The following is a 17,276-nucleotide window of genomic DNA, read 5'->3' as shown; positions in this document are numbered from 1 at the left end:
ACCCGGTGTCGGTCGAGCGCGGTCCGTCGGACGGTCAGTCCAGGGTGTCCAGGTCCCGCCACATGAGGATCTCGTCCCGGTCGTCGTCGGCTGCCACCCGCAGCGCGCCCGGCAGCCGGCCCACCTCCCGGTAACCGAGCCGGTCGTAGAACCTCTCCAGTCCCAGCCCGCCGCGCACCGTCACGTGCAGCGCCCGCCAACCCAGCTCGGGCGCGCGCCGGGCGGCCTCCCGCATCAGGGCCTGCCCCTGGCCGCGCCCCTGGGTGGCCGGGTGCACCATCACCCGCTTGAGGATGCCCCAGTGCGCCTTCAAGCCGAACCGGTTGTCGGCGAGGAACAGCACCGCGACCGGTCGGTCAGCCTCGTAGCCGACCAGTATCCGGTCCGGACCGTCGGTGACGGCGGCGAAGGTGGCCTCGGCGAGGGGACGTACGTCGGCGGTGGTGACCGGGGCGACGAAGCCGACCGCGCCGCCGGCGTTGGTGACGTCGACCCAGAGGTCGACGATCTGCTCACGCAGTGCGGGGGTGAGGTCGGGGCCGAGGACGAAACGCAGGCTCACCCTGCCGATCCTGCTGCGCCGACGCGTCGTGCGCCCGCGATCGTGACCCTCCCGACAGGGCCGTGTGGTGCGGGAGGGGGGACTTGAACCCCCACGTCCTTTCGGACAATAGGACCTAAACCTACCGCGTCTGCCATTCCGCCACTCCCGCTCGGGTCAGAGTTTAGAGCGTCGCGCGGAAACGGTGGAGATCCCGGCCCGGCGCAGAATGTTCGATACCGTCCCGTGACTGACGACGCAGGCGTCGCCGGTCGCCTCACGGATGAACGCGGCGAGTTTCCGTGGCCCCAGATCGGGACGGGCCAGTGCGTACCGCAGGACGGTTTCCTGGTGCGGTGAGCCGCTGCGCGGTCGGAGCAGGACGGCGGCGGTGCCGGTGGTGGCGAGCCGTCGGCGGAGCCGGGCGACGTGGTTGCGGTGGCAGCCGATCCGCCGGGCCGCCTCGCTCGGCCCGATGACACCCGCCTCCACCTGTCGGACCACCTCCGCTACCCGCTCCGCGTCGACAGGTGCCGGTGCCGGCGGACGGGACGCGGCCGGCGGCGGGACGGCGACGCCGGGCACCGCGCCGGACGGGCGGGCCCCGACGCCGGACCGGTGACGCCCGGCGTAGGTCGGGGTCTGGCTGTGGCAGTTCGGGCAGAGCAGCCGCAGGTTCGGCGGCCGGTTGTCGAGGAAGTCGCCGCTGAGGTGGTCCACGTGCAGGGTCAGCGGACGACCCTGCCAGAACGGGCCGGTGCCGCACCCCTCGCACCCGTCGGGGACGCCGATGTCACGCAGCGCGGCCTTCAGGCGGGCTCCCGGCACCCGTCGGGAACCCGGAGGCAGTGGACGCAGAACCTGGACCGACGGGGTGCGCCGCCCGGACGGTCTGCCGCCCACACCCGGCCGGCGGGTGAAGTGGGAGGTGTCGATGCCCAGTCGTTTGAGCTGGCGACTGATGTGCGCGTGTGAACCACCGCTGAACCGGACCCCGAGAACGCGCAGGACGTCGGCGACACTGCGGGACCCCGCCGCCGCCTGGGCGAGCATCTCCGGTGGATACCTGTATCGGGTCACCCACGCACGGTAGCGGCGAGGTCCGACAGCATCGGCCGCCGGCCGGACGTGTTCAGTCGAGGCCGAGGTCGCGGCGCAGCTTGGCGACGTGGCCGGTCGCCTTGACGTTGTAGAACGCGTGCTCGATCTTTCCGTCCGGGTCGATGACGAAGGTGGACCGGATCACCCCGGTCACCGTACGGCCGTAGGACTGCTTCTCGCCGAAGGCGCCGTACGCGGTGAGCACCGCCTTGTCGACGTCGGCGACCAGCGGAAAGGTGATGGCGTCGCGCTCGCGGAACTTCGCCAGCTTGGCGGGCTGGTCGGGGGAGATGCCGACCACTTCGTAACCGGCGGCCTGGAGCGAGGCGAGCGAGTCACGGAAGTCGCAGGCCTGCCTGGTGCAGCCGGGGGTCATCGCGGCCGGGTAGGCGTACAGGATGACCCGGCGACCGCGCAGCGCGGCCAGGGCGAGCGTCTCCCCGGTGTCGGTGGGGAGGGTGAAGTCGGGGGCGGGGTCGCCGGGGGCGAGCCGGTCGGGCGCGGTCATGGCGACGACCCTACCGTCGGGGGGTGACGTGCCGGCTGATCCCCGCCGGGGCGCCCGGGACGTGGTGGCGGTCCCCCGGGCCGTTCGGGCCGGCTGGTGCTCCGGGCCGGCCGGTGCTCCCGGCGGGCGTGCGGAACCCGGTTCTCCGGGACGACCCGCATGGTCCGGTGTTCCAGCCGGGTGGGCGGGACCCGGGGCGGCCGGGCAATGGTCCGGTGTTTCGGCCGCATCGGCGGGACCCGGGCGGCCGGGCGATGGCCCGGTGGTGAACAACGCAGTGCCTTGTTGCCGCATCTTGGCAACAACAGCCAACGGGAAATAGGCTGGGCACGCCGGCCGACTGGAGGTCATGTGGAAACCCTGGCGATGCACATCTCGAACGGGATCATCAACGGTCCCGTCGCGGGCGTCTTCGCGGCCGTCGCGCTGGCCGCCCTGACCTTCTGCGTGCTGCGCGGCCGGCGTGACCTGGACGACCGGCTCGCGCCGATGGCCGGCCTGGTCGCCGCGTTCATCTTCGCCGTGCAGATGCTCAACTTCCCGATCTTCACGGCCGGGGTCTCCGGTCACCTGCTCGGCGGCGCGCTCGCCGCCCTGCTGGTCGGCCCGTGGGTCGGCGCGCTCTGCGTGTCGGTGGTGCTGATCGTGCAGGCCCTGGTCTTCGGCGACGGCGGCGTCGCGATGCTCGGCCTGAACATCACCAACATGGCGCTGCTCGGCACCGCGGCGGCGTACCTGCTGATCGCCGGCCTGCTGCGGGTGCTGCCCCGCACCCCCACCGGCCTGGCGGTGACCGCCTTCGTCTCGGCGTTGGTCAGCGTGGTCGTCGCCTCCCAGGGGTTCGTCGTGCAGTACTGGCTCGGCGGCACCACCGACCTGGGCGGCAACCTGACCGGCCTGGCCGGCACGATGGCCGGGGTCCACCTGCTGATCGGCATCGGCGAGGGGCTGATCACCGCGACCACGGTCGCCACCGTGGCCAAGGTCCGACCCGATCTGGTGTACGCGTTGCGCGCGCTGAAGCCGGCGACCGCGCCGGCCCCCGTCCCGGCTGTCGGAGGTGCCCGGTGAGGAAGCGTTCCTGGGGTTTCGTGGCGGTGGGCCTGCTGGTCGCCCTGGTGTTGGCCGGGGTGGTCAGCAACTATGCCTCGTCGCACCCCGACGGTCTGGACTCGTCGCTGCTCAAGGGCTGCACGGTGAACGCCGACGACGAGATCACCGGCGGTTCCTGCCCGGCCCGGCAGGCGAAGGACCATGAGTTGGCCGACAGCCCGCTGGCCGACTACGGCATCCGGGGCGTGGACAACGGCTTCCTCTCCACGGGCCTGTCCGGGGTGGTCGGGGTGCTGCTCACCTTCGCCGTCGGTGGTGGCCTGTTCTGGCTGCTGCGTGGTCGCCGCCCGGCGGGCGGTGACGGTCAGCCGGCCGGCACCGACGGCGGCGCGCGTGACGACCGGCAGCCCGCCGGCACCGCCGGCTGACCGGGCGGTACGACGTGGGTGCCGGACACGCGCACGTGCTCTACCGGGACACCCCCTCCCCGGTGCACCGGCTGGCGCCCGAGGTGAAGATCACCGCGATGGTGCTGTTCACCATCGCCGTGGTGGCCACCCCACGCGAGGCGTTCTGGGCCTTCGGCGGGTACGCCGTGCTGGTCGCCGTCGTCGCCGCACTGGCCCGGGTCGGCCCGCGCTGGCTGCTGCTGCGCGCCACGATCGAGGTGCCGTTCGTGCTGTTCGCGGTCGCCCTGCCGTTCCTCGGCGCGGGCGCGCGCACCGAGTTCGTCGGGTTGAGCCTGTCGGTGGACGGCCTGCACGGGGCGTGGAACATCGTCGCCAAGGGCACCCTGGGGGTGCTCGCGTCGCTGCTGCTGGCCGCCACGACCACCACCCGGGACCTGATCGTCGGCCTGGACCGGCTGCGCTGCCCGCAGATCATCACCCAGATCGCCACGTTCATGCTGCGCTACCTCGACGTGCTGGTCGGTGAGGCCCGCCGGATGCGGGTGGCCCGGATCTCCCGGGGCGACGACCCGCGTTTCCTGTGGCAGTTGCGCGGCTTCGCCGCCGGGGTGGGCGCGTTGTTCCTGCGGGCCTTCGAACGTGGTGAGCGGGTCTACCTGGCGATGCTCTCCCGGGGCTACACGGGGCGGATGCCGGCGGTCTGGCAGGGGTCCGGCGCGGCGACCGCCGGGCAGTGGGTGGCGGCGGCCACCGTGCCGCTGGTGGCGGTGACGATCGCCGCCACCGCCGTCGTCCTGACATGATCGGGTACGTGCAGACCGCTGTCTCCCTCGACGTCCGTGGCGTCCGGTACGCGTACCCGGACGGTCACGTCGCCCTGGCCGGGGTGGACCTGGCCGTGCCGCGCGGTGGGCGGGTGGCCCTGCTCGGCCCGAACGGCGCCGGCAAGACCACGCTGGTGCTGCACCTCAACGGCATCCTCACCCCGACCGAGGGGGTGGTGAGCGTGGGTGGGCTGACGGTGTCCCGGGACCGGGACACCCTGGCCGAGATCCGTCGCCGGGTGGGCATCGTCTTCCAGGACCCGGACGATCAGCTCTTCCTGCCCACGGTGGCCGAGGACGTGGCGTTCGGCCCGGCCAACCTGGGGTTGCGCGGGGCCGAGCTGGCCGCCCGGGTGGATGAGGCGCTGACCGCGGTGGGGATGGCCGAGCACCGGGACCGGGCCCCGCACCACCTGTCGTTCGGGCAGCGTCGCCGGGTGGCGGTGGCCACCGTGCTGGCGATGCGCCCGGAGATCCTGGTCCTCGACGAGCCGTCGTCCAACCTGGACCCGGCGGCCCGCCGGGAGTTGGCCGGGATCCTGCGCGCCCTGCCGGTGACCCTGCTGATGGTCACCCACGACCTGCCCTACGCGGCGGAGCTGTGCGAGCGGGCGGTCATCCTGGACGCCGGCCGGATCGTCGCCGACGCCCCCACCGCCGACCTGCTCGCCGACGCGGAGCTGCTCTCCCGCCACCGCCTGGAACTGCCCTACGGCTTCCACCCCCGACCGATCGGCTGACCACCGCCGACAGGCGACTCCCACGGGCGTACCCCGCGCTGCGGTGGGGGCGGGTTCGGTGCCGGTCGGCAGGGCCCCACCGGCGGCGGCCCGGGTCCCGGGCCGGACGGCGACGGGGCACCCCGGGTCGCCGGTCAGGTCCGGGCCGGGTCGGCGGCGGGTCGGGGCGCGGCGGCGCGGGTGGCGGCGTGCAGCCGGAGCAGGCCGGCGGCGACCGCGCCGACCCCGGCGACCAGCACCCCGGTCAGCAGCACCCGCGCGACGCCGCCGGACCAGGGCGCGGGGGCGACGGCGCGGGACAGCACGGTCAGGTTGGCGACGCCGACGACGAGGGTCAGGCACGCCCCGGCCAGCGCGAGCACGAAGTCGGCGGCGGGCCGGCGGGCCACCGCCCACCCCCCGGCGGCCACCGCACCCAGCCCGGTCAGCAGCGGCCAGAGTTGCCCGGCGGCCAGCCCGAGCAGCACCCCGCCGACGCCCTGCGCCCCGGCGTCCAGCTCCCGGCCCAGCACCACGGCGACGGCGGCGGCTCCGCCGAGGGCGAGCACCGCGCCGACGCCGCGCAGCGCCCGGGTCCCCGCGCCGGTACCGGCCGGCAGCAGCCCCGCCGCGCCGACCAGCAGGACGCCGAGGGTGGCGGCCACCCACCACGGGTACGGGTCCGGCGGCGGCACCCAGTCGAGGGTGCCGCGCAGCTCGACCGGTTCGTCGCCGTCGCGCAACGGCACCGTCCACTCCCGGACCCGGTGCTCCCGGCCCGGGTCGGCGGCCACCGGGGCGGGCACCCCGGACTCCCGCCACAGGGCCCGCTGATCGTGCCAGCGGACTCGCCTGTCGTCGCCGATCCGACGCCACTGCGGGGCGGCGGCCGGGTCGGCGGTGGCGGGCAACGCGGTGTCCCCGGCCAGGGTGCGGTTGAGGTACGTGGCGGGGGAGCGGACGTTCTCGTACACCCCGCCCGGCCCGACCCGCAGGTACGGCTCCCCGGAGTAGCCGATCACCTCGACGTCCCGGTCGGTGTGGTTGACCAGTTCCAGCCGGGCACCCGCCTCGACGGCCCGGACGGTCAGCCCCGGCCGGGCCGGGGTGATCCCGGTCACCATGGTGCGGTAGTCGGTGCCGTCGGGGGCGTCCGCCCCGTGCGCGTACGCCGGTGCGGCGCAGCCGAGCAGGCCGAGCAGTACGGCGGCGAGCAGCAGGACGGCCCGTCGCAGGGGTGCCGGGGTCACTTGCCGGCCGCCTCCACCGCTGCGGTGATGCCGGCCGGGCTGCGGTCGGACACGGCGGTGCCGTTCACCTTGAGGGTCGGGGTGCCGGTGACCCCGTCCTTGCTGGCGTCTTCGGTGACGTGTTCGGTCCACGCCGTGTACGTGCCGTCCTTGACGCAGGAACCGAAGTCGTCCTTGTTCAGCCCGACGCCCGCGCCGATGTCGATCAGCTGGTCGTTGCTCAGCCCGGCGCTGCCCTCCGGCGGCTGCTGGGCGAAGAGCGCGTCGGTGAACTCCTTGAACTTGCCGCCCTTGGCGGCGCAGCCGGACGCGGCCGAGGAGCGGGTGGAGTATTCGGTGGTGGAGAACCGGTTGAGGTAGGCGACCGGGTGGAAGACCACCTTGGCCTTGCCGGAGGAGACCAACTGGTTGATGGTCTCCCCGCTGGTCTGCTGGAACTCCTTGCAGACCGGGCAGAGATAGTCCTCGTAGAGGTCGATGGTGACGGGCCCGGTGCCGAGTACGACGCCGGTGCCGGCGTCGTTCGCCCCGGGCGGTGCGGTGAAGGTGTCCGACTTCTGGCTGGAGTAGACGCTCCACCCGATCAGGCCGGCGATGACCAGCACCACCACCGCCCCGACGGAGGTCCAGAGGGTCCGCTTGCGGCGCTTCTCGCGGGCGAGCTGCTCGCGGACGACCCGCGCGGCCTGGTTGCGTTCCTTGCGACTACTCATCGTCGTCCTCCTCCACGGGTGGGTCGCCCGCGAGCCAGCCGTCCACCGAGTACGGGCTACGGGGCCAGATCAGCAGGAATCCGGCCAGCGCCAGGAATCCCAGGTCCCGGAGTATCTCCGGGAGGTAGCTCGGGGCCTGGCCGGCGGCGAGCTGCCCGCCGCTGCCGAAGCACCCGCAGTCGATGGCCAGGCCGCGCGCCCAGGCCGAGGCGATGCCGGCGATGAAGACCACCAGCAGCGCGGCGGAGATCCCGGCGCTCAGCCGGGTCGCCAGCCCGGCGAGCAGGAGCAGGCCCAGCGCCAGCTCCACGAACGGCAGCGCGGCCCCGATCGCCGTCGCCACCTCGTAGGGCATCACCTGGTACGCGTTGACGGCCCGTCCGGAGGCGGCCAGGTCACCGACCTTGGCCCCACCGGCGAACAGCCAGACGGCGGCGAGGCCGAGCCGGGCGGCGAGGCCGAGCCGGGGCCGGACGACGGGCCAACGGCCGGCGGGGGTACGCGCTGCGGTCACGCCCATTGGTCGTACCGCCCGGTCGGTGGGTTCCCCGGGGTGGGTGGTCGCCGGGTCGCCGTTGGCCGGTGGCCGGTCAGCGGGCCGTCACCGGTGGTGGCGGAGGGGTCGCGGTGGGCGGGGATCACGACTAGCCACGCTACGCGGCGTGGCGGGGAGGGGCAGGGTCCTTCGACCCTTTGAATGGTCCCGCTCACGCCGGGAACTTTTCCCCACCGCCGAACGACTACCCGTTCATGACGTCCCACCACCTACGGCAGGTGCCCCGGCCGCCGTGGACGCGCCGTGCCGTCGTGGGGTGGCCGGGTGGGCGTATCGGCCTCCGGTCAGCGAGCATGGCGGGATGAACGCCGTCGATCGTCGCTGGTTGGCCCGCGCGGGTGCCGCCGCCGGCCTGCTGATCACCCTCGTCGCCCTGTTGCTCGCCCCGGCCGGGCCGGCGAGCGCCCACGCCGTGTTGTCCAGCAGCAGCCCGGTGGCCTCGGCGGTGGTGCCGAGCGCCCCGTCGGAGGTGGTGCTGACGTTCAGCGAGTCGGTCCGCAAGGTGCCCGACAAGGTGCGGGTCATCGCCCCGGACGGTTCCCGGGCGGATCGGGGTGAGCCCCGCTTCGAGGGCTCGGTGGTGACGATCGGGGTGGACCCGGCCGGGCCGCAGGGCACCTACCTGGTCAGTTACCGGGTGATCTCCGCCGACAGCCACCCGGTGTCCGGTGCGTTCACCTACTCGGTGGGGGCGCCGTCGACGCCGCCGACCGACGCCGGCTCGGACAGCCGGGCCGACCCGGTGGTCGGGGTCGGTGTGAAGGTGACGAAATACCTGGGGTACGCCGGTCTGCTGCTGGTGGTGGGTCCGGCGCTGGTGCTGGCCGCGCTCTGGCCGCTGCGGCTGTCCCGGCGGGGGCCGGCCCGGCTGCTCTGGTCCGGGGTGGGGCTGCTCGCCGTCGCGACGGTGGCCGAGGTGTGGATGCAGGTGCCGTACACCGCCGGTGGGGGGTTGTTCGACGTCACCGGGGAGGGCCTGTCCGAGGTGCTGGGCAGCGGGTACGGCACCGCACACCTGATCCGGCTGGGCCTGCTGGCGGCGGCGGTGTTCCTGCTCCGGCCGCTGACCCGGGGGCCGGTGGGGCGTACCGACGGGATCATCCTGACCGGGCTGGGGGTGGCCGGGTTGTTCACCTGGCCGTTGGCCGGGCACCCGGCTGCCTCCCCGGCACCGGCGGTGTCGGTGCTCGTCGACGCGGTGCACCTGGGCAGCATGGCGGTCTGGTTGGGCGGGCTGGTGATGCTGGCCGGGTTCCTGCTGCGCCGGGCCGACGAGCGGGAGCTGGGGGCGATCCTGCCGATCTGGTCCCGCTGGGCGGCGTTGGCGGTGGCGGCGTTGCTGCTGGCCGGCGTCGTGCAGGGGCTGATCGAGGTGGGCACCGTCGCGGCCCTCACCGGCACCACGTACGGCCGGCTGCTGCTCGCCAAGATCGGGCTGTTCGCGCTGGTGGTGGGGGTGGCCGCGTACTCCCGACAGTTGGTGCGACGGCGGACGGCGGCGGCCCGGCCGGTGCCGGTGCGGCGTGCGGTGTGGGTGGAGTTGGCGGTCACTGCGGTGATCCTCGGCGTCACGGCGACCCTGGTGCAGACCCCACCGGCCCGGACCGCCGTCGACGGCGGCTCCGGTGCCGACGCCGGCTACTACTCGACCACGCTGACCAGCCCGCTCTTCTCGCTCCAGGTGGAGCTGGACCCGGCCGAGCGGGGCAACAACTCGATGCACCTGTACGCCTACACGCCGGACAACCGCCCGCAGCCGGTGGTGGAGTGGAAGGCCACCGCCGCGTTGCCCTCGGCCGGGGTGGAACCGATCGACATTCCGCTGCTCAAGCTCACCGACAACCACGCGACGGGGGAGTTCAGCTTCCCGTCGGCGGGCCAGTGGCAACTGCGTTTCACGGTCCGTACGTCCGACATCGACCAGGCCACGGTGACCGCCACCGTGCCGATCAAGTAAGGAAGGGCCCGTCCCCGATGATCCGTATCCGGCGCTCCGCATCCGCCGCCGCGCTCACCCTCGCCGCCGTCACCGCCACGGTGCTCGGCTTCACCGGGCCGGCCGCGGCGCACGTCACGGTCAACCCGAAGGAGGCGACCCAGGGCGGCTACGGCCGGTTCGCCATCCGGGTGCCCAACGAGAGCGACACCGCCTCCACCGTCAAGATCGAGGTGAACCTGCCGGAGAACGCCCCGGTCGGCTCGGTCTCCACGATGCCGGTGCCGGGGTGGACGGTCGCGGTGGAGAAGCGCAAGGTGGACCCGCCGATCGAGGTGCACGGCAGCCAGCTCACCGAGGCGGTGTCCAAGCTGACCTGGACGGCCGCCGCCGGTGGGGGCGTCAAGCCTGGCGAGTTCCAGGAGTTCCCGATCTCGTTGGGTCCGTTGCCGCAGGTGGACAAGATGGTCCTCAAGACGCTCCAGACCTACTCCGACGGCAACGTGTCGCGCTGGATCGAGGAGCCCACGCCGGGCGCGGAGGAGCCGGAGAACCCGGCGCCGGTGCTGACCCTGACCGCGGCGGCCGGGTCGCCCTCGGCGGCCCCGGCGGCGGCGGGCACGCCGGCCGCGAAGGACGACGACGATGACGACGACTCGGGTTCGACGGCGGTCGTGCTGGGTGTCGTCGGTCTGCTGGCGGGGCTCGGTGGGCTGGCCCTCGGCGGGTTGGCCTTCGCCCGGACCCGGCGGGAGCCGACGCCGAAGTCCTGACCCGTTCCACCGCGCACCGGCCCGTCGGACCTGTCCGGCGGGCCGGACGCGTCGTGCGGTGGCGTCGGACGGTCGCGTCGTGCGGTGGCGTCGGATGGGCGTGGACGCGGTGACGGCCCTCCGCGCTGCCGACGCGGAGGGCCGTCTTCACCGGGGGATCGGTGCGCTGCGAGCCATGACTGGCTGACACCAGATTACCGCTAAAAGTCGGATAGTGGAATATCTGTCCCTTTATGGGGTCGGTCGACCGGTCGACCGCCGCTCCCGTCGGACCGGCAACAGCACCAGCAGCAGCAGCGCCAGCAGCACGTACGCGTTGCGCAGGAGGAACTCCCAGGGGGTGTCCGTGCGGGCCGGCGCCACCCCCCAGTCGTAGAACGAGACCACCCCGTAGACGATCACCAGGCCGGTGCCGGTGGCGAGGGTGAGCAGCCGGCGACGGCGTCGCGCCCCCGCCTCGGTCTCCCGGTCGGCGTCGAGCGCGGCGTCCACCAGCACCACCACCGCCGGAATGAACCAGTAGATGTGGTGGGTCCAGGTGATCGGGCTGACCAGTCCGCCGACCAGGCCGGTGAGGGTGAGTCCGGTCAACCAGTCGCCGGCCGCAGCGGCCCGGGCCGCCCGCCACAGCCCGTACCCGAGGATCGCCACGACCAGCACCAGCCAGAGCAGCCGGTTCGGCTCCTGCGGGGCGTCGATCCGGCTGAGCAGCCCGAACAGCGACTGGTTGCCGGTGTAGTCGGTGCGCCCGACCCGGTCGGTGGCCCACAACTCATGGGTCCAGAACCGCCACGAGTCGCGGGGGGCCACCGCGGCGGCCAGCAGCGTCGCCGCCGCCGCCGTGACACTCGCCACCACGGCCGCCCGCCAGCGCCGGGTCACCAACAGGTAGACGATGAAGATGCCCGGAAAGAGCTTGAGCGCCGTGGCCAGCCCGACGCCCACCCCGGCCCACCGTCGCGCCTGCGGTACGGCGAAGAGCAGGTCGGCCAGGATCAGCACCACCAGCAGCATGTTGATCTGACCGAAGGTGATCGTCTCCCGGGTGCTCTCCACCGCGAAGACCAGCAGCACCGCCACGGTGAGCGCGAACGTCCGGTGCAGACCGTGCCGCTCGATCACCGGCAGCACCAGCCACCGGGTGGTCACCACCACGGCGACGCAGGTCAGCGCGGTGAAGATGACGATCGTCAGGCCCAGCGGCAGCACCCCGAACGGCCGCAACAGCAGGGCACTGAACGGCGGGTACGTGAAGTACAGCTCACCCTGCACCCGGTCGGGCTGCACGTAGTCGTAGAGCGGATGCCCGGACGCCCACCAGTCCATCGCCCGCATGTAGATCTTCAGGTCGAAGAAGTCGTGCACCAGGCCCGGCAGGTAGAGCGCCGGCAGCACGGCCGCCAACGCCACCACCGTGACGACCCGGCGGGCCGTACGGCTCCGCTGGTCCTCCGGGGCGTTGACGGGGGAAGCGACGGATTCGGCGGGCACGGGGAAACCCTAGCGGTCCCACCCCGCGACAGTGCCGAGGCGCGGGCACCTGGGCTGCGCGTAGTCTGTCCCGGTGGCTGACCTTCTCGTCTGGATCGACTGTGAGATGACCGGGCTCGACCTCGGTAGCGACAAGCTGATCGAGGTGGCCGCACTGGTCACCGACCCCGACCTCAACGTGCTGGGTGAGGGTGTGGACGTGGTCATCCACGCCGACGAGGCGGCCCTGGAGGCGATGCCGGAGGTCGTCCGCACCATGCACGCCAAATCGGGTCTCACCGAGGAGGTGCGCCGCTCCACCGTCACCCTCGCCGAGGCTGAGGACCTGGTCCTGGAGTACGTCACCAGCCACGTGAAGGACCCGCGTACCGCGCCGCTGTGCGGCAACTCGATCGCCACCGACCGGGGCTTCATCGCCCGGGACATGACCCGGCTCGACGCCCACCTGCACTACCGCATGATCGACGTGTCGTCGATCAAGGAACTGTGCCGGCGCTGGTACCCCCGGGTGTACTTCGGCCAGCCGCGCAAGGGGCTGGCGCACCGGGCCCTGGCCGACATCCAGGAGAGCATCCGGGAGTTGGAGTACTACCGGCGCACCCTGTTCGTGCCGCTACCCGGCCCGGACGTCGAGACGGCGAAGGCGATCGCGGCACAGCTCTAGGCCGGTGCCGGCCGGCCGGCGGAACCCGCTGGACGGCCCCCGCCCGGGTGTGGCTATTATTAGTCCGCACCCGCCCGGGAAACCGGCGCGGACGGCATGGTGGCTGTAGCTCAGTTGGCAGAGCACCGGGTTGTGGTCCCGGTTGTCGTGGGTTCAATTCCCATCAGTCACCCGGTTGGTGGATCCGCTCCACCGCAGCTCAGGCCCCCTCAATCGAGGGGGCCTGAGTCGTTCCAGGGGGCGGCCAGGGGCTGGCCCGGCGGGCAGTACACCCCGCACGCGGACCGGCCCCCGCCTGATGACGGGGGCCGGTCGTGGAAGATCGGCGCGTGCCGGTCGGTCAGGACCCGGCTGGCCGGCTGCGGTCGGTCAGGGCGTCGGCTCGGCGCTCGGCGTGGCGGTGGTCCCGTCGGGGGAGGCGTCGGTGTCCGGCTGCCCGGCGTCCGGGTCGTACGGCAGGGCGCTGCCCTTGACGTACTGGTCCCAGCTCATGTTCCAGTCGGTCCAGCCGTTGCCGTTCTGGAGCTTGCGTTCGGTGCCCTTGACCGTGATCGGGTCACCGATCTTGGTGTTGGCGAACAGCCAGGCACCGTCCTTCATCGACACGTTGACGCAGCCGTGCGACACGTTCGTGGTGCCCTGCTGACCCTCCGACCAGGGGGCGGCGTGGATGAACTCGCCACCCCAGGTGAGCCGCTGGGCATAGTCGATCTTGGTGCGGTAGCCCTCCTCCGGGCCCAGCTCCTCCATCGTGTCGAAGACCGTCTTGCGGAGCTTCTCGATCACCACCATCGTCCCGCTGGACGACGGGGTGCTCTTCTTGCCCAGGCTGACCGGGATCGTCTTGACGACCTTGCCGTCCTTGGTGACGGTCATCCGCTTGGTCTTGTTGTCGACCTGCATCACCACCGACGGGCCGACCTTGACGTCCACCGTCAGGTCGGACCGGCCGTACCAGCCGCCGCCCATCGGCAGCCCGCCGGCCCGCACCTGGTACGACACCGTGGTGCCCGACTGCCAGAACTCCTTGGGCCGGTAGCGGACCTCGGTGGGGCTGACCCAGTGCCAGACGCCCTCCTGGGCCGGGGTGCTGGTGACCGTCATCCGGCGCTGCACGTCGTCGCGGTAGTCCTCCGGCACGGCCCGACCGAACTTCACGATCAGCGGCATGGCCACGCCGACCACCTGGTTGTCACCGAGGAAGCTGGTGACCCGCACCTGCTTGTCCGGCTTGGCCATCACCGTGAAGGCACTGGTGGCCGTCGCCGGCTTGCCGTCCTCACCGGTCGCCGTCACCGTGACGGTGTACTTCTCCCCGTACTCCAGGGTGCCGTCGGGGAGCCAGCTCGCGCCGTCCGCGGCGAGCTTGCCCTCGACGGCCTTGCCGGCGGCGTCGGTGAGCGCGACGGTGGTGTCCTTGGCATCCTTGGCGGTGAAGACGATGCCGGTGGAGGCCGGGACGTCGGTGGCGTCGGCCTTCGGTTCGGTGATCGTCGCGCTGGCCTTCGGCGCGGCCTCCTCGCCGCCGCCCTGCCAGCTCGACGGCTTGTCGCCGCCCGAGCCGGTGCAGGCGGAGGTGAGGGCCAGCGCCGCGGCGAGGACCCCCGCCGCGAGCACCCGGCGGCGACCGGTACGCCCGGTCAGGTGGTCCTGGACAACTCGCATGATTCCCTCACAGTCGTGGTCCCCGATGTCCCATCGTCCCTCACAGACGCGGCGGCACGCCCGTCGGTTGCGAAGGGTGAACTGAAACACGCCGCCGAGCGGGGTGCGATGACGACGGGTCACCGGCCCGTGCCGCTCCGGGTCGGCGACCTGCGTCGACCCGGAGCGGAGGTCAGACCAGCGGACCCGAGCCGCCCTGTGGAACCGGCAGCGCGCTGCCCTTGACGAACTCCGCCCAGGTCAGGCTCCACGCCGTCCACCCGTTGCCCGCTTCGAGCTTGCGTGGGGTGCCCTTGACCGTGATCGGGTCGCCCACCTTCGTCTGGGAGAAGAGCCACTTGCCCATCGCCATCGACACGTTGACGCAGCCGTGCGAGACGTTGCGCCGACCCTGCACCCCCTCGGACCACGGTGCCGCGTGGATGTACTCGCCGCCCCAGGTCAGCCGCTGGGCGAAATCGATCTCGGTGCGGTACTGGTTGGCCGGGTCCGGCTCGTCCATCGTGTCGAAGACGGTCTTCTCCTTCTTCTCCATCACCACCATGGTGCCGCTGGAGGAGGGGGTGCTCTTCTTGCCCAGGCTGACCGGCAACGTCTTGATCAACTGGCCGCCCTGGAACACCTCCATCTGCTTGGTGGCGTTGTCCACCTTCATCTCGAAGGCCCGCCCGATCTTGGCGGTCGCCGACCGGTCCACGTTGCCGTACCGGCCGTTGCTCAGCGGAATCCCGGCCAGCGCGATCCGGACGCTCAGCGTCGTCCCCGGCTGCCAGTACTCCGGCCCCCGGTAGTACGCCTGGGTGCCACTGGACACCCAGTGCCAGGCACCCGGCTGCGGCGGATCGGTCTTGACGAACATCCGCTTCTGGACGGCTGCCCGGTCCTTCTGCGGAATGCCCGGACTGAACTCGGCCACCACCGGCATGGCCACGCCGTAGGTCCGGTCGTCGAAGAGGTAGAGGCCGGAGCCGATCATCGAGCTCGGCTTGGCCATCGTGGTGAACGTGCTCACCCCCTGCCGGGGCTGGCCGTCGGCACCGGTGCCGATCACCGTGGCCTTGTACTTCGTGCCGTACTTCAGTGCCGACGACGGCACCCAGGAACTGCCGTCCAGCCGCAGCTTCCCGCCGACCTGCTTGCCGTCACCCGTCGTCAGGGTGACCGAGGAGACCTTCCCGCCGCCCGGGAGGTCGGCGCTGATCTCGGTGCTGACCGGTCTGCCCTTCGCCCCGTCGGCCGGACTGACCGCCAGGCCGTCCGCCACCGGTGCCGACGGCGACGCCCCGCCGGACTGCGCCGGGGTCACCGCCTCGGCGCTGGGCGAAGCCCCGGTGCCGCCGACGAACTCGGCTTCCTTCTTCTGGTCGCCGCCGCAGCCGGCAAGAGCCAGCGACGCCGCCAGGACGAGAGCGCCCGCCATCGCCCCGCCCCGCGTGAACCTGCCCATCCCCACCTCTGTTCTCGCGTACCTGGCGGACATCGTGCCCCATGTCGGCCACCAGCTCGATGCCGGAAGCTCCCCGGCGGGGGGATCTGAAGCCTTTTGCCCGTTAAGCTCGCCCGAAGAGTGGAGCCGGGTATCGGATTGGAACCCCGCTCATGGCCCGTGCTAGTGTTCTCTCCGTTGCCAACGAGCGCCGCTAGCTCAACTGGCAGAGCAGCGGACTCTTAATCCGCGGGTTCGGGGTTCGAGTCCCTGGCGGCGCACCACAAAAAGGCCCTGACCAGCGTATAGCTGGACAGGGCCTTGATGTTTATCTATGTAGTTTTGAACCGCCCCCCGTAAACCCCTCAGTAACGCCCTGGGGCGATCACATTCGACGGGGCGGGTGGTACTGCCGGACGCTGCCCGTCTACGCGGTCGGCTGCGGGCCAGGGCCGGGGTTCTCCGGATCGCCTGACGTTGGCCTTCCGCCGAGCTGTTCGAGGATGGCGGAGCTGTCCGGGGCGAGGGCGGCCTTGACGATGTAGTGCTTCTTGGTGATCTCGTTGCTTCCATGCCCGAGCTGGGCGGCGGCGCTGTCGGTGTTGGCCTCCCTGTCGATCAGGGTGGCGACGGTCTTGCGGAAGGTGTGCGGGGTGACCCATTCGAGGCCGGTGTCGGCGCGGGCTGCACGCCACTGCCGGCGGACGTTCGGTGGTGATAGCCAGGTACCGCGTCGGGAGGCGAAGATCGCGTCGTAGGGGTTGTCGGCGGCGTCGAGCTTGCGGGCCATCAGCATTCCGACCGCGAAGCGGGGCAGGACCACTGACCGGAAGCCCGCGTCGGTCTTCGTCCACTCCTGGCGGAAGAAGCCCTGGCCTTTGACGTAGATGATGGTGCCGCAGATCGTCAGGACGGGGTGTTCGACGGCGAGATCCAGGTCTTCCCACCGCAGCGCCAGGATCTCGCCGATGCGGGCACCGGTGGCGAGCATGAGGTCAACGATGTCGGCCAGGTCGCTGGTCGGGCGAGGGCCTGACTTGCCGGGGGTCGGCTGTTGCCACCTCCGGATCGCCGCGCGGACATCGTCGAGTTGTTCCCGTTCGAGGGCGACGACGGTCTTGCGTGGCTTGCGTAGGCGGCTGGTGTCGCGGATGGGGTTGGTGGTGAGCGCGCCGCGACGTACGGCCAGGGCCAACATCTGGCCGAGGACCACCTTCGCGCTCTTGGCGGCTGAGGGGCGATCCTCGGCGATCTTGCGCAGAAACTTGTCGATGCGGCCCGCGCTGGCCTCCCGAATCCGTAGGTCACCCAGGGCGGGCACGATGGAGACCCGCACGCTGATCTCGTACCTACTGATGCTCTGCGGCGAGACTCGCTCCTCTGCGGTGATCTCTTCCAGCCACCGAGCAGCGAGCGTGCTGACGTGCGTCTCCCGGGTGATCTCGTCGTCGTTGGGGGCAACACGGTCGCGTAACTTGATCTTCAGCGCGCGAATGGCGGCCGGGCCGGTGGTGTCGGTGGCCTCGACGTCGCGGGTCTTGCCGTCGTGGTCGCGGTACCGGGTTCGGGCGCAGTACCGGCTGGGGCCGAGCTTTTCGGTGCGGATGTTGCCCCAGGTACCGATGGGCAGCGGAGGTCGGGCCATG

17 protein-coding genes and 3 tRNA genes are annotated in these 17,276 nt (G+C 72.1%); 9 read left to right on the top strand and 11 right to left on the bottom strand.

The features are described from left to right. Window positions 1-34 precede the first annotated feature (34 nt). The 4 genes from JQN83_RS13330 to bcp form a co-directional block, all read right to left on the bottom strand. Complete coding sequence (locus JQN83_RS13330; protein WP_208567422.1) at window positions 35-562, bottom strand: GNAT family N-acetyltransferase; 528 nt, start codon at window positions 560-562, stop codon at window positions 35-37. A gap of 65 nt (window positions 563-627) precedes the next feature. After that, a tRNA-Leu gene (locus JQN83_RS13325) sits at window positions 628-713 on the bottom strand. Between the two features lie 5 nt (window positions 714-718). Further along, window positions 719-1,621 carry a helix-turn-helix domain-containing protein gene (locus tag JQN83_RS13320; RefSeq protein ID WP_208567421.1) on the bottom strand — a complete coding sequence of 301 codons (903 nt, stop codon included), beginning with the start codon at window positions 1,619-1,621 and terminating at the stop codon, window positions 719-721. A gap of 52 nt (window positions 1,622-1,673) precedes the next feature. Continuing rightward, the gene (gene bcp / locus JQN83_RS13315) at window positions 1,674-2,150 is read right to left on the bottom strand and encodes a thioredoxin-dependent thiol peroxidase (RefSeq protein ID WP_208567420.1); all 477 of its coding nucleotides are present in this window, start codon (window positions 2,148-2,150) and stop codon (window positions 1,674-1,676) included. A 351-nt stretch (window positions 2,151-2,501) separates the two neighbouring features. On the opposite strand from bcp, the gene JQN83_RS13310 reads away from it, so the two are divergent. From JQN83_RS13310 to JQN83_RS13295, 4 genes are read left to right on the top strand one after another with little or no spacing between them, the layout of a single operon-like run. Then, window positions 2,502-3,221 carry an energy-coupling factor ABC transporter permease gene (locus JQN83_RS13310; RefSeq protein WP_208567419.1) on the top strand — a complete coding sequence of 240 codons (720 nt, stop codon included), beginning with the start codon at window positions 2,502-2,504 and terminating at the stop codon, window positions 3,219-3,221. After that, window positions 3,218-3,631 (top strand): PDGLE domain-containing protein, encoded by a 414-nt coding sequence (locus JQN83_RS13305; protein WP_208567418.1) that lies wholly within the window; start codon window positions 3,218-3,220, stop codon window positions 3,629-3,631. Before JQN83_RS13310 ends, JQN83_RS13305 begins: the two co-directional genes overlap by 4 nt. Window positions 3,632-3,645: 14 nt before the next feature. Next, window positions 3,646-4,416: a cobalt ECF transporter T component CbiQ gene (cbiQ, locus tag JQN83_RS13300; protein WP_208567417.1), complete on the top strand. Its 771-nt coding sequence runs from the start codon at window positions 3,646-3,648 to the stop codon at window positions 4,414-4,416. Continuing rightward, a complete protein-coding gene (locus JQN83_RS13295; protein WP_208567416.1) occupies window positions 4,413-5,177 on the top strand; it encodes an energy-coupling factor ABC transporter ATP-binding protein in 765 nt (254 codons plus the stop codon). The genes cbiQ and JQN83_RS13295 overlap by 4 nt, the downstream gene beginning before the upstream one ends. 134 nt (window positions 5,178-5,311) lie before the next feature. On the opposite strand, the gene JQN83_RS13290 is transcribed toward JQN83_RS13295, so the two are convergent. Genes JQN83_RS13290 through JQN83_RS13280 form a run of 3 tightly spaced genes read right to left on the bottom strand, consistent with a single transcriptional unit; the run spans window position 5,312 to window position 7,639 of the window. Further along, a complete protein-coding gene (locus JQN83_RS13290; protein ID WP_208567415.1) occupies window positions 5,312-6,406 on the bottom strand; it encodes a hypothetical protein in 1,095 nt (364 codons plus the stop codon). Further along, window positions 6,403-7,119, bottom strand: a complete 717-nt coding sequence (locus JQN83_RS13285; RefSeq protein ID WP_208567414.1) for a thioredoxin domain-containing protein — start codon at window positions 7,117-7,119, stop codon at window positions 6,403-6,405. The genes JQN83_RS13290 and JQN83_RS13285 overlap by 4 nt, the downstream gene beginning before the upstream one ends. Next, the gene (locus JQN83_RS13280) at window positions 7,112-7,639 is read right to left on the bottom strand and encodes a MauE/DoxX family redox-associated membrane protein (RefSeq protein WP_208567413.1); all 528 of its coding nucleotides are present in this window, start codon (window positions 7,637-7,639) and stop codon (window positions 7,112-7,114) included. Before JQN83_RS13280 ends, JQN83_RS13285 begins: the two co-directional genes overlap by 8 nt. Before the next feature lie 337 nt (window positions 7,640-7,976). Here JQN83_RS13280 and JQN83_RS13275 point away from each other — a divergent pair, with 337 nt between their 5' ends. Both JQN83_RS13275 and JQN83_RS13270 read left to right on the top strand, forming a co-directional pair. Then, window positions 7,977-9,632, top strand: a complete 1,656-nt coding sequence (locus JQN83_RS13275) for a copper resistance CopC/CopD family protein (RefSeq protein ID WP_208567412.1) — start codon at window positions 7,977-7,979, stop codon at window positions 9,630-9,632. Window positions 9,633-9,649: 17 nt separating this feature from the next. Next, window positions 9,650-10,384: a YcnI family copper-binding membrane protein gene (locus JQN83_RS13270; protein ID WP_208567411.1), complete on the top strand. Its 735-nt coding sequence runs from the start codon at window positions 9,650-9,652 to the stop codon at window positions 10,382-10,384. 231 nt (window positions 10,385-10,615) lie between these two features. Here JQN83_RS13270 and JQN83_RS13265 read toward each other — a convergent pair whose 3' ends face one another. Continuing rightward, window positions 10,616-11,875: a glycosyltransferase family 87 protein gene (locus JQN83_RS13265; protein ID WP_208567410.1), complete on the bottom strand. Its 1,260-nt coding sequence runs from the start codon at window positions 11,873-11,875 to the stop codon at window positions 10,616-10,618. Between the two features lie 73 nt (window positions 11,876-11,948). Here JQN83_RS13265 and orn point away from each other — a divergent pair, with 73 nt between their 5' ends. After that, entirely contained in the window at window positions 11,949-12,539 is a 591-nt protein-coding gene (gene orn, locus JQN83_RS13260; protein ID WP_091251653.1) for an oligoribonuclease, read from the top strand. 99 nt (window positions 12,540-12,638) lie between these two features. Next, a tRNA-His gene (locus JQN83_RS13255) sits at window positions 12,639-12,711 on the top strand. 197 nt (window positions 12,712-12,908) lie between these two features. Here the strand turns inward: JQN83_RS13255 and JQN83_RS13250 are convergent. Continuing rightward, window positions 12,909-14,204 carry a L,D-transpeptidase gene (locus JQN83_RS13250; protein WP_208567409.1) on the bottom strand — a complete coding sequence of 432 codons (1,296 nt, stop codon included), beginning with the start codon at window positions 14,202-14,204 and terminating at the stop codon, window positions 12,909-12,911. Window positions 14,205-14,376: 172 nt separating this feature from the next. After that, window positions 14,377-15,651, bottom strand: coding sequence for a L,D-transpeptidase (locus JQN83_RS13245; protein WP_208567408.1), 1,275 nt, complete (start codon window positions 15,649-15,651; stop codon window positions 14,377-14,379). A gap of 187 nt (window positions 15,652-15,838) precedes the next feature. On the opposite strand from JQN83_RS13245, the gene JQN83_RS13240 reads away from it, so the two are divergent. Continuing rightward, window positions 15,839-15,914: transfer RNA gene (locus JQN83_RS13240), tRNA-Lys, on the top strand. 143 nt (window positions 15,915-16,057) lie between these two features. Here JQN83_RS13240 and JQN83_RS13235 read toward each other — a convergent pair. Further along, entirely contained in the window at window positions 16,058-17,275 is a 1,218-nt protein-coding gene (locus JQN83_RS13235) for a tyrosine-type recombinase/integrase (protein ID WP_208567407.1), read from the bottom strand. Window position 17,276 lies beyond the last annotated feature (1 nt).

The organism is Micromonospora antibiotica, assembly GCF_017599305.1.
Lineage (GTDB): Bacteria > Actinomycetota > Actinomycetes > Mycobacteriales > Micromonosporaceae > Micromonospora > Micromonospora antibiotica.
Note: the sequence above shows the minus strand (reverse complement) of the source record. Positions and strands in the feature narration are given on the sequence as shown.

Excerpts from the sequence above, each read along its gene's own strand:
- bcp (WP_208567420.1), bottom strand. The coding sequence starts at position 2,150 with ATGACCGCGCCCGACCGGCTCGCCCCCGGCGACCCCGCCCCCGACTTC.
- JQN83_RS13295 (WP_208567416.1), top strand. The coding sequence starts at position 4,413 with ATGATCGGGTACGTGCAGACCGCTGTCTCCCTCGACGTCCGTGGCGTC.
- JQN83_RS13285 (WP_208567414.1), bottom strand. The coding sequence starts at position 7,119 with ATGAGTAGTCGCAAGGAACGCAACCAGGCCGCGCGGGTCGTCCGCGAG.
- JQN83_RS13280 (WP_208567413.1), bottom strand. The coding sequence starts at position 7,639 with ATGGGCGTGACCGCAGCGCGTACCCCCGCCGGCCGTTGGCCCGTCGTC.
- JQN83_RS13275 (WP_208567412.1), top strand. The coding sequence starts at position 7,977 with ATGAACGCCGTCGATCGTCGCTGGTTGGCCCGCGCGGGTGCCGCCGCC.
- JQN83_RS13270 (WP_208567411.1), top strand. The coding sequence starts at position 9,650 with ATGATCCGTATCCGGCGCTCCGCATCCGCCGCCGCGCTCACCCTCGCC.
- JQN83_RS13250 (WP_208567409.1), bottom strand. The coding sequence starts at position 14,204 with ATGCGAGTTGTCCAGGACCACCTGACCGGGCGTACCGGTCGCCGCCGG.
- JQN83_RS13245 (WP_208567408.1), bottom strand. The coding sequence starts at position 15,651 with ATGGGCAGGTTCACGCGGGGCGGGGCGATGGCGGGCGCTCTCGTCCTG.
- JQN83_RS13235 (WP_208567407.1), bottom strand. The coding sequence starts at position 17,275 with ATGGCCCGACCTCCGCTGCCCATCGGTACCTGGGGCAACATCCGCACC.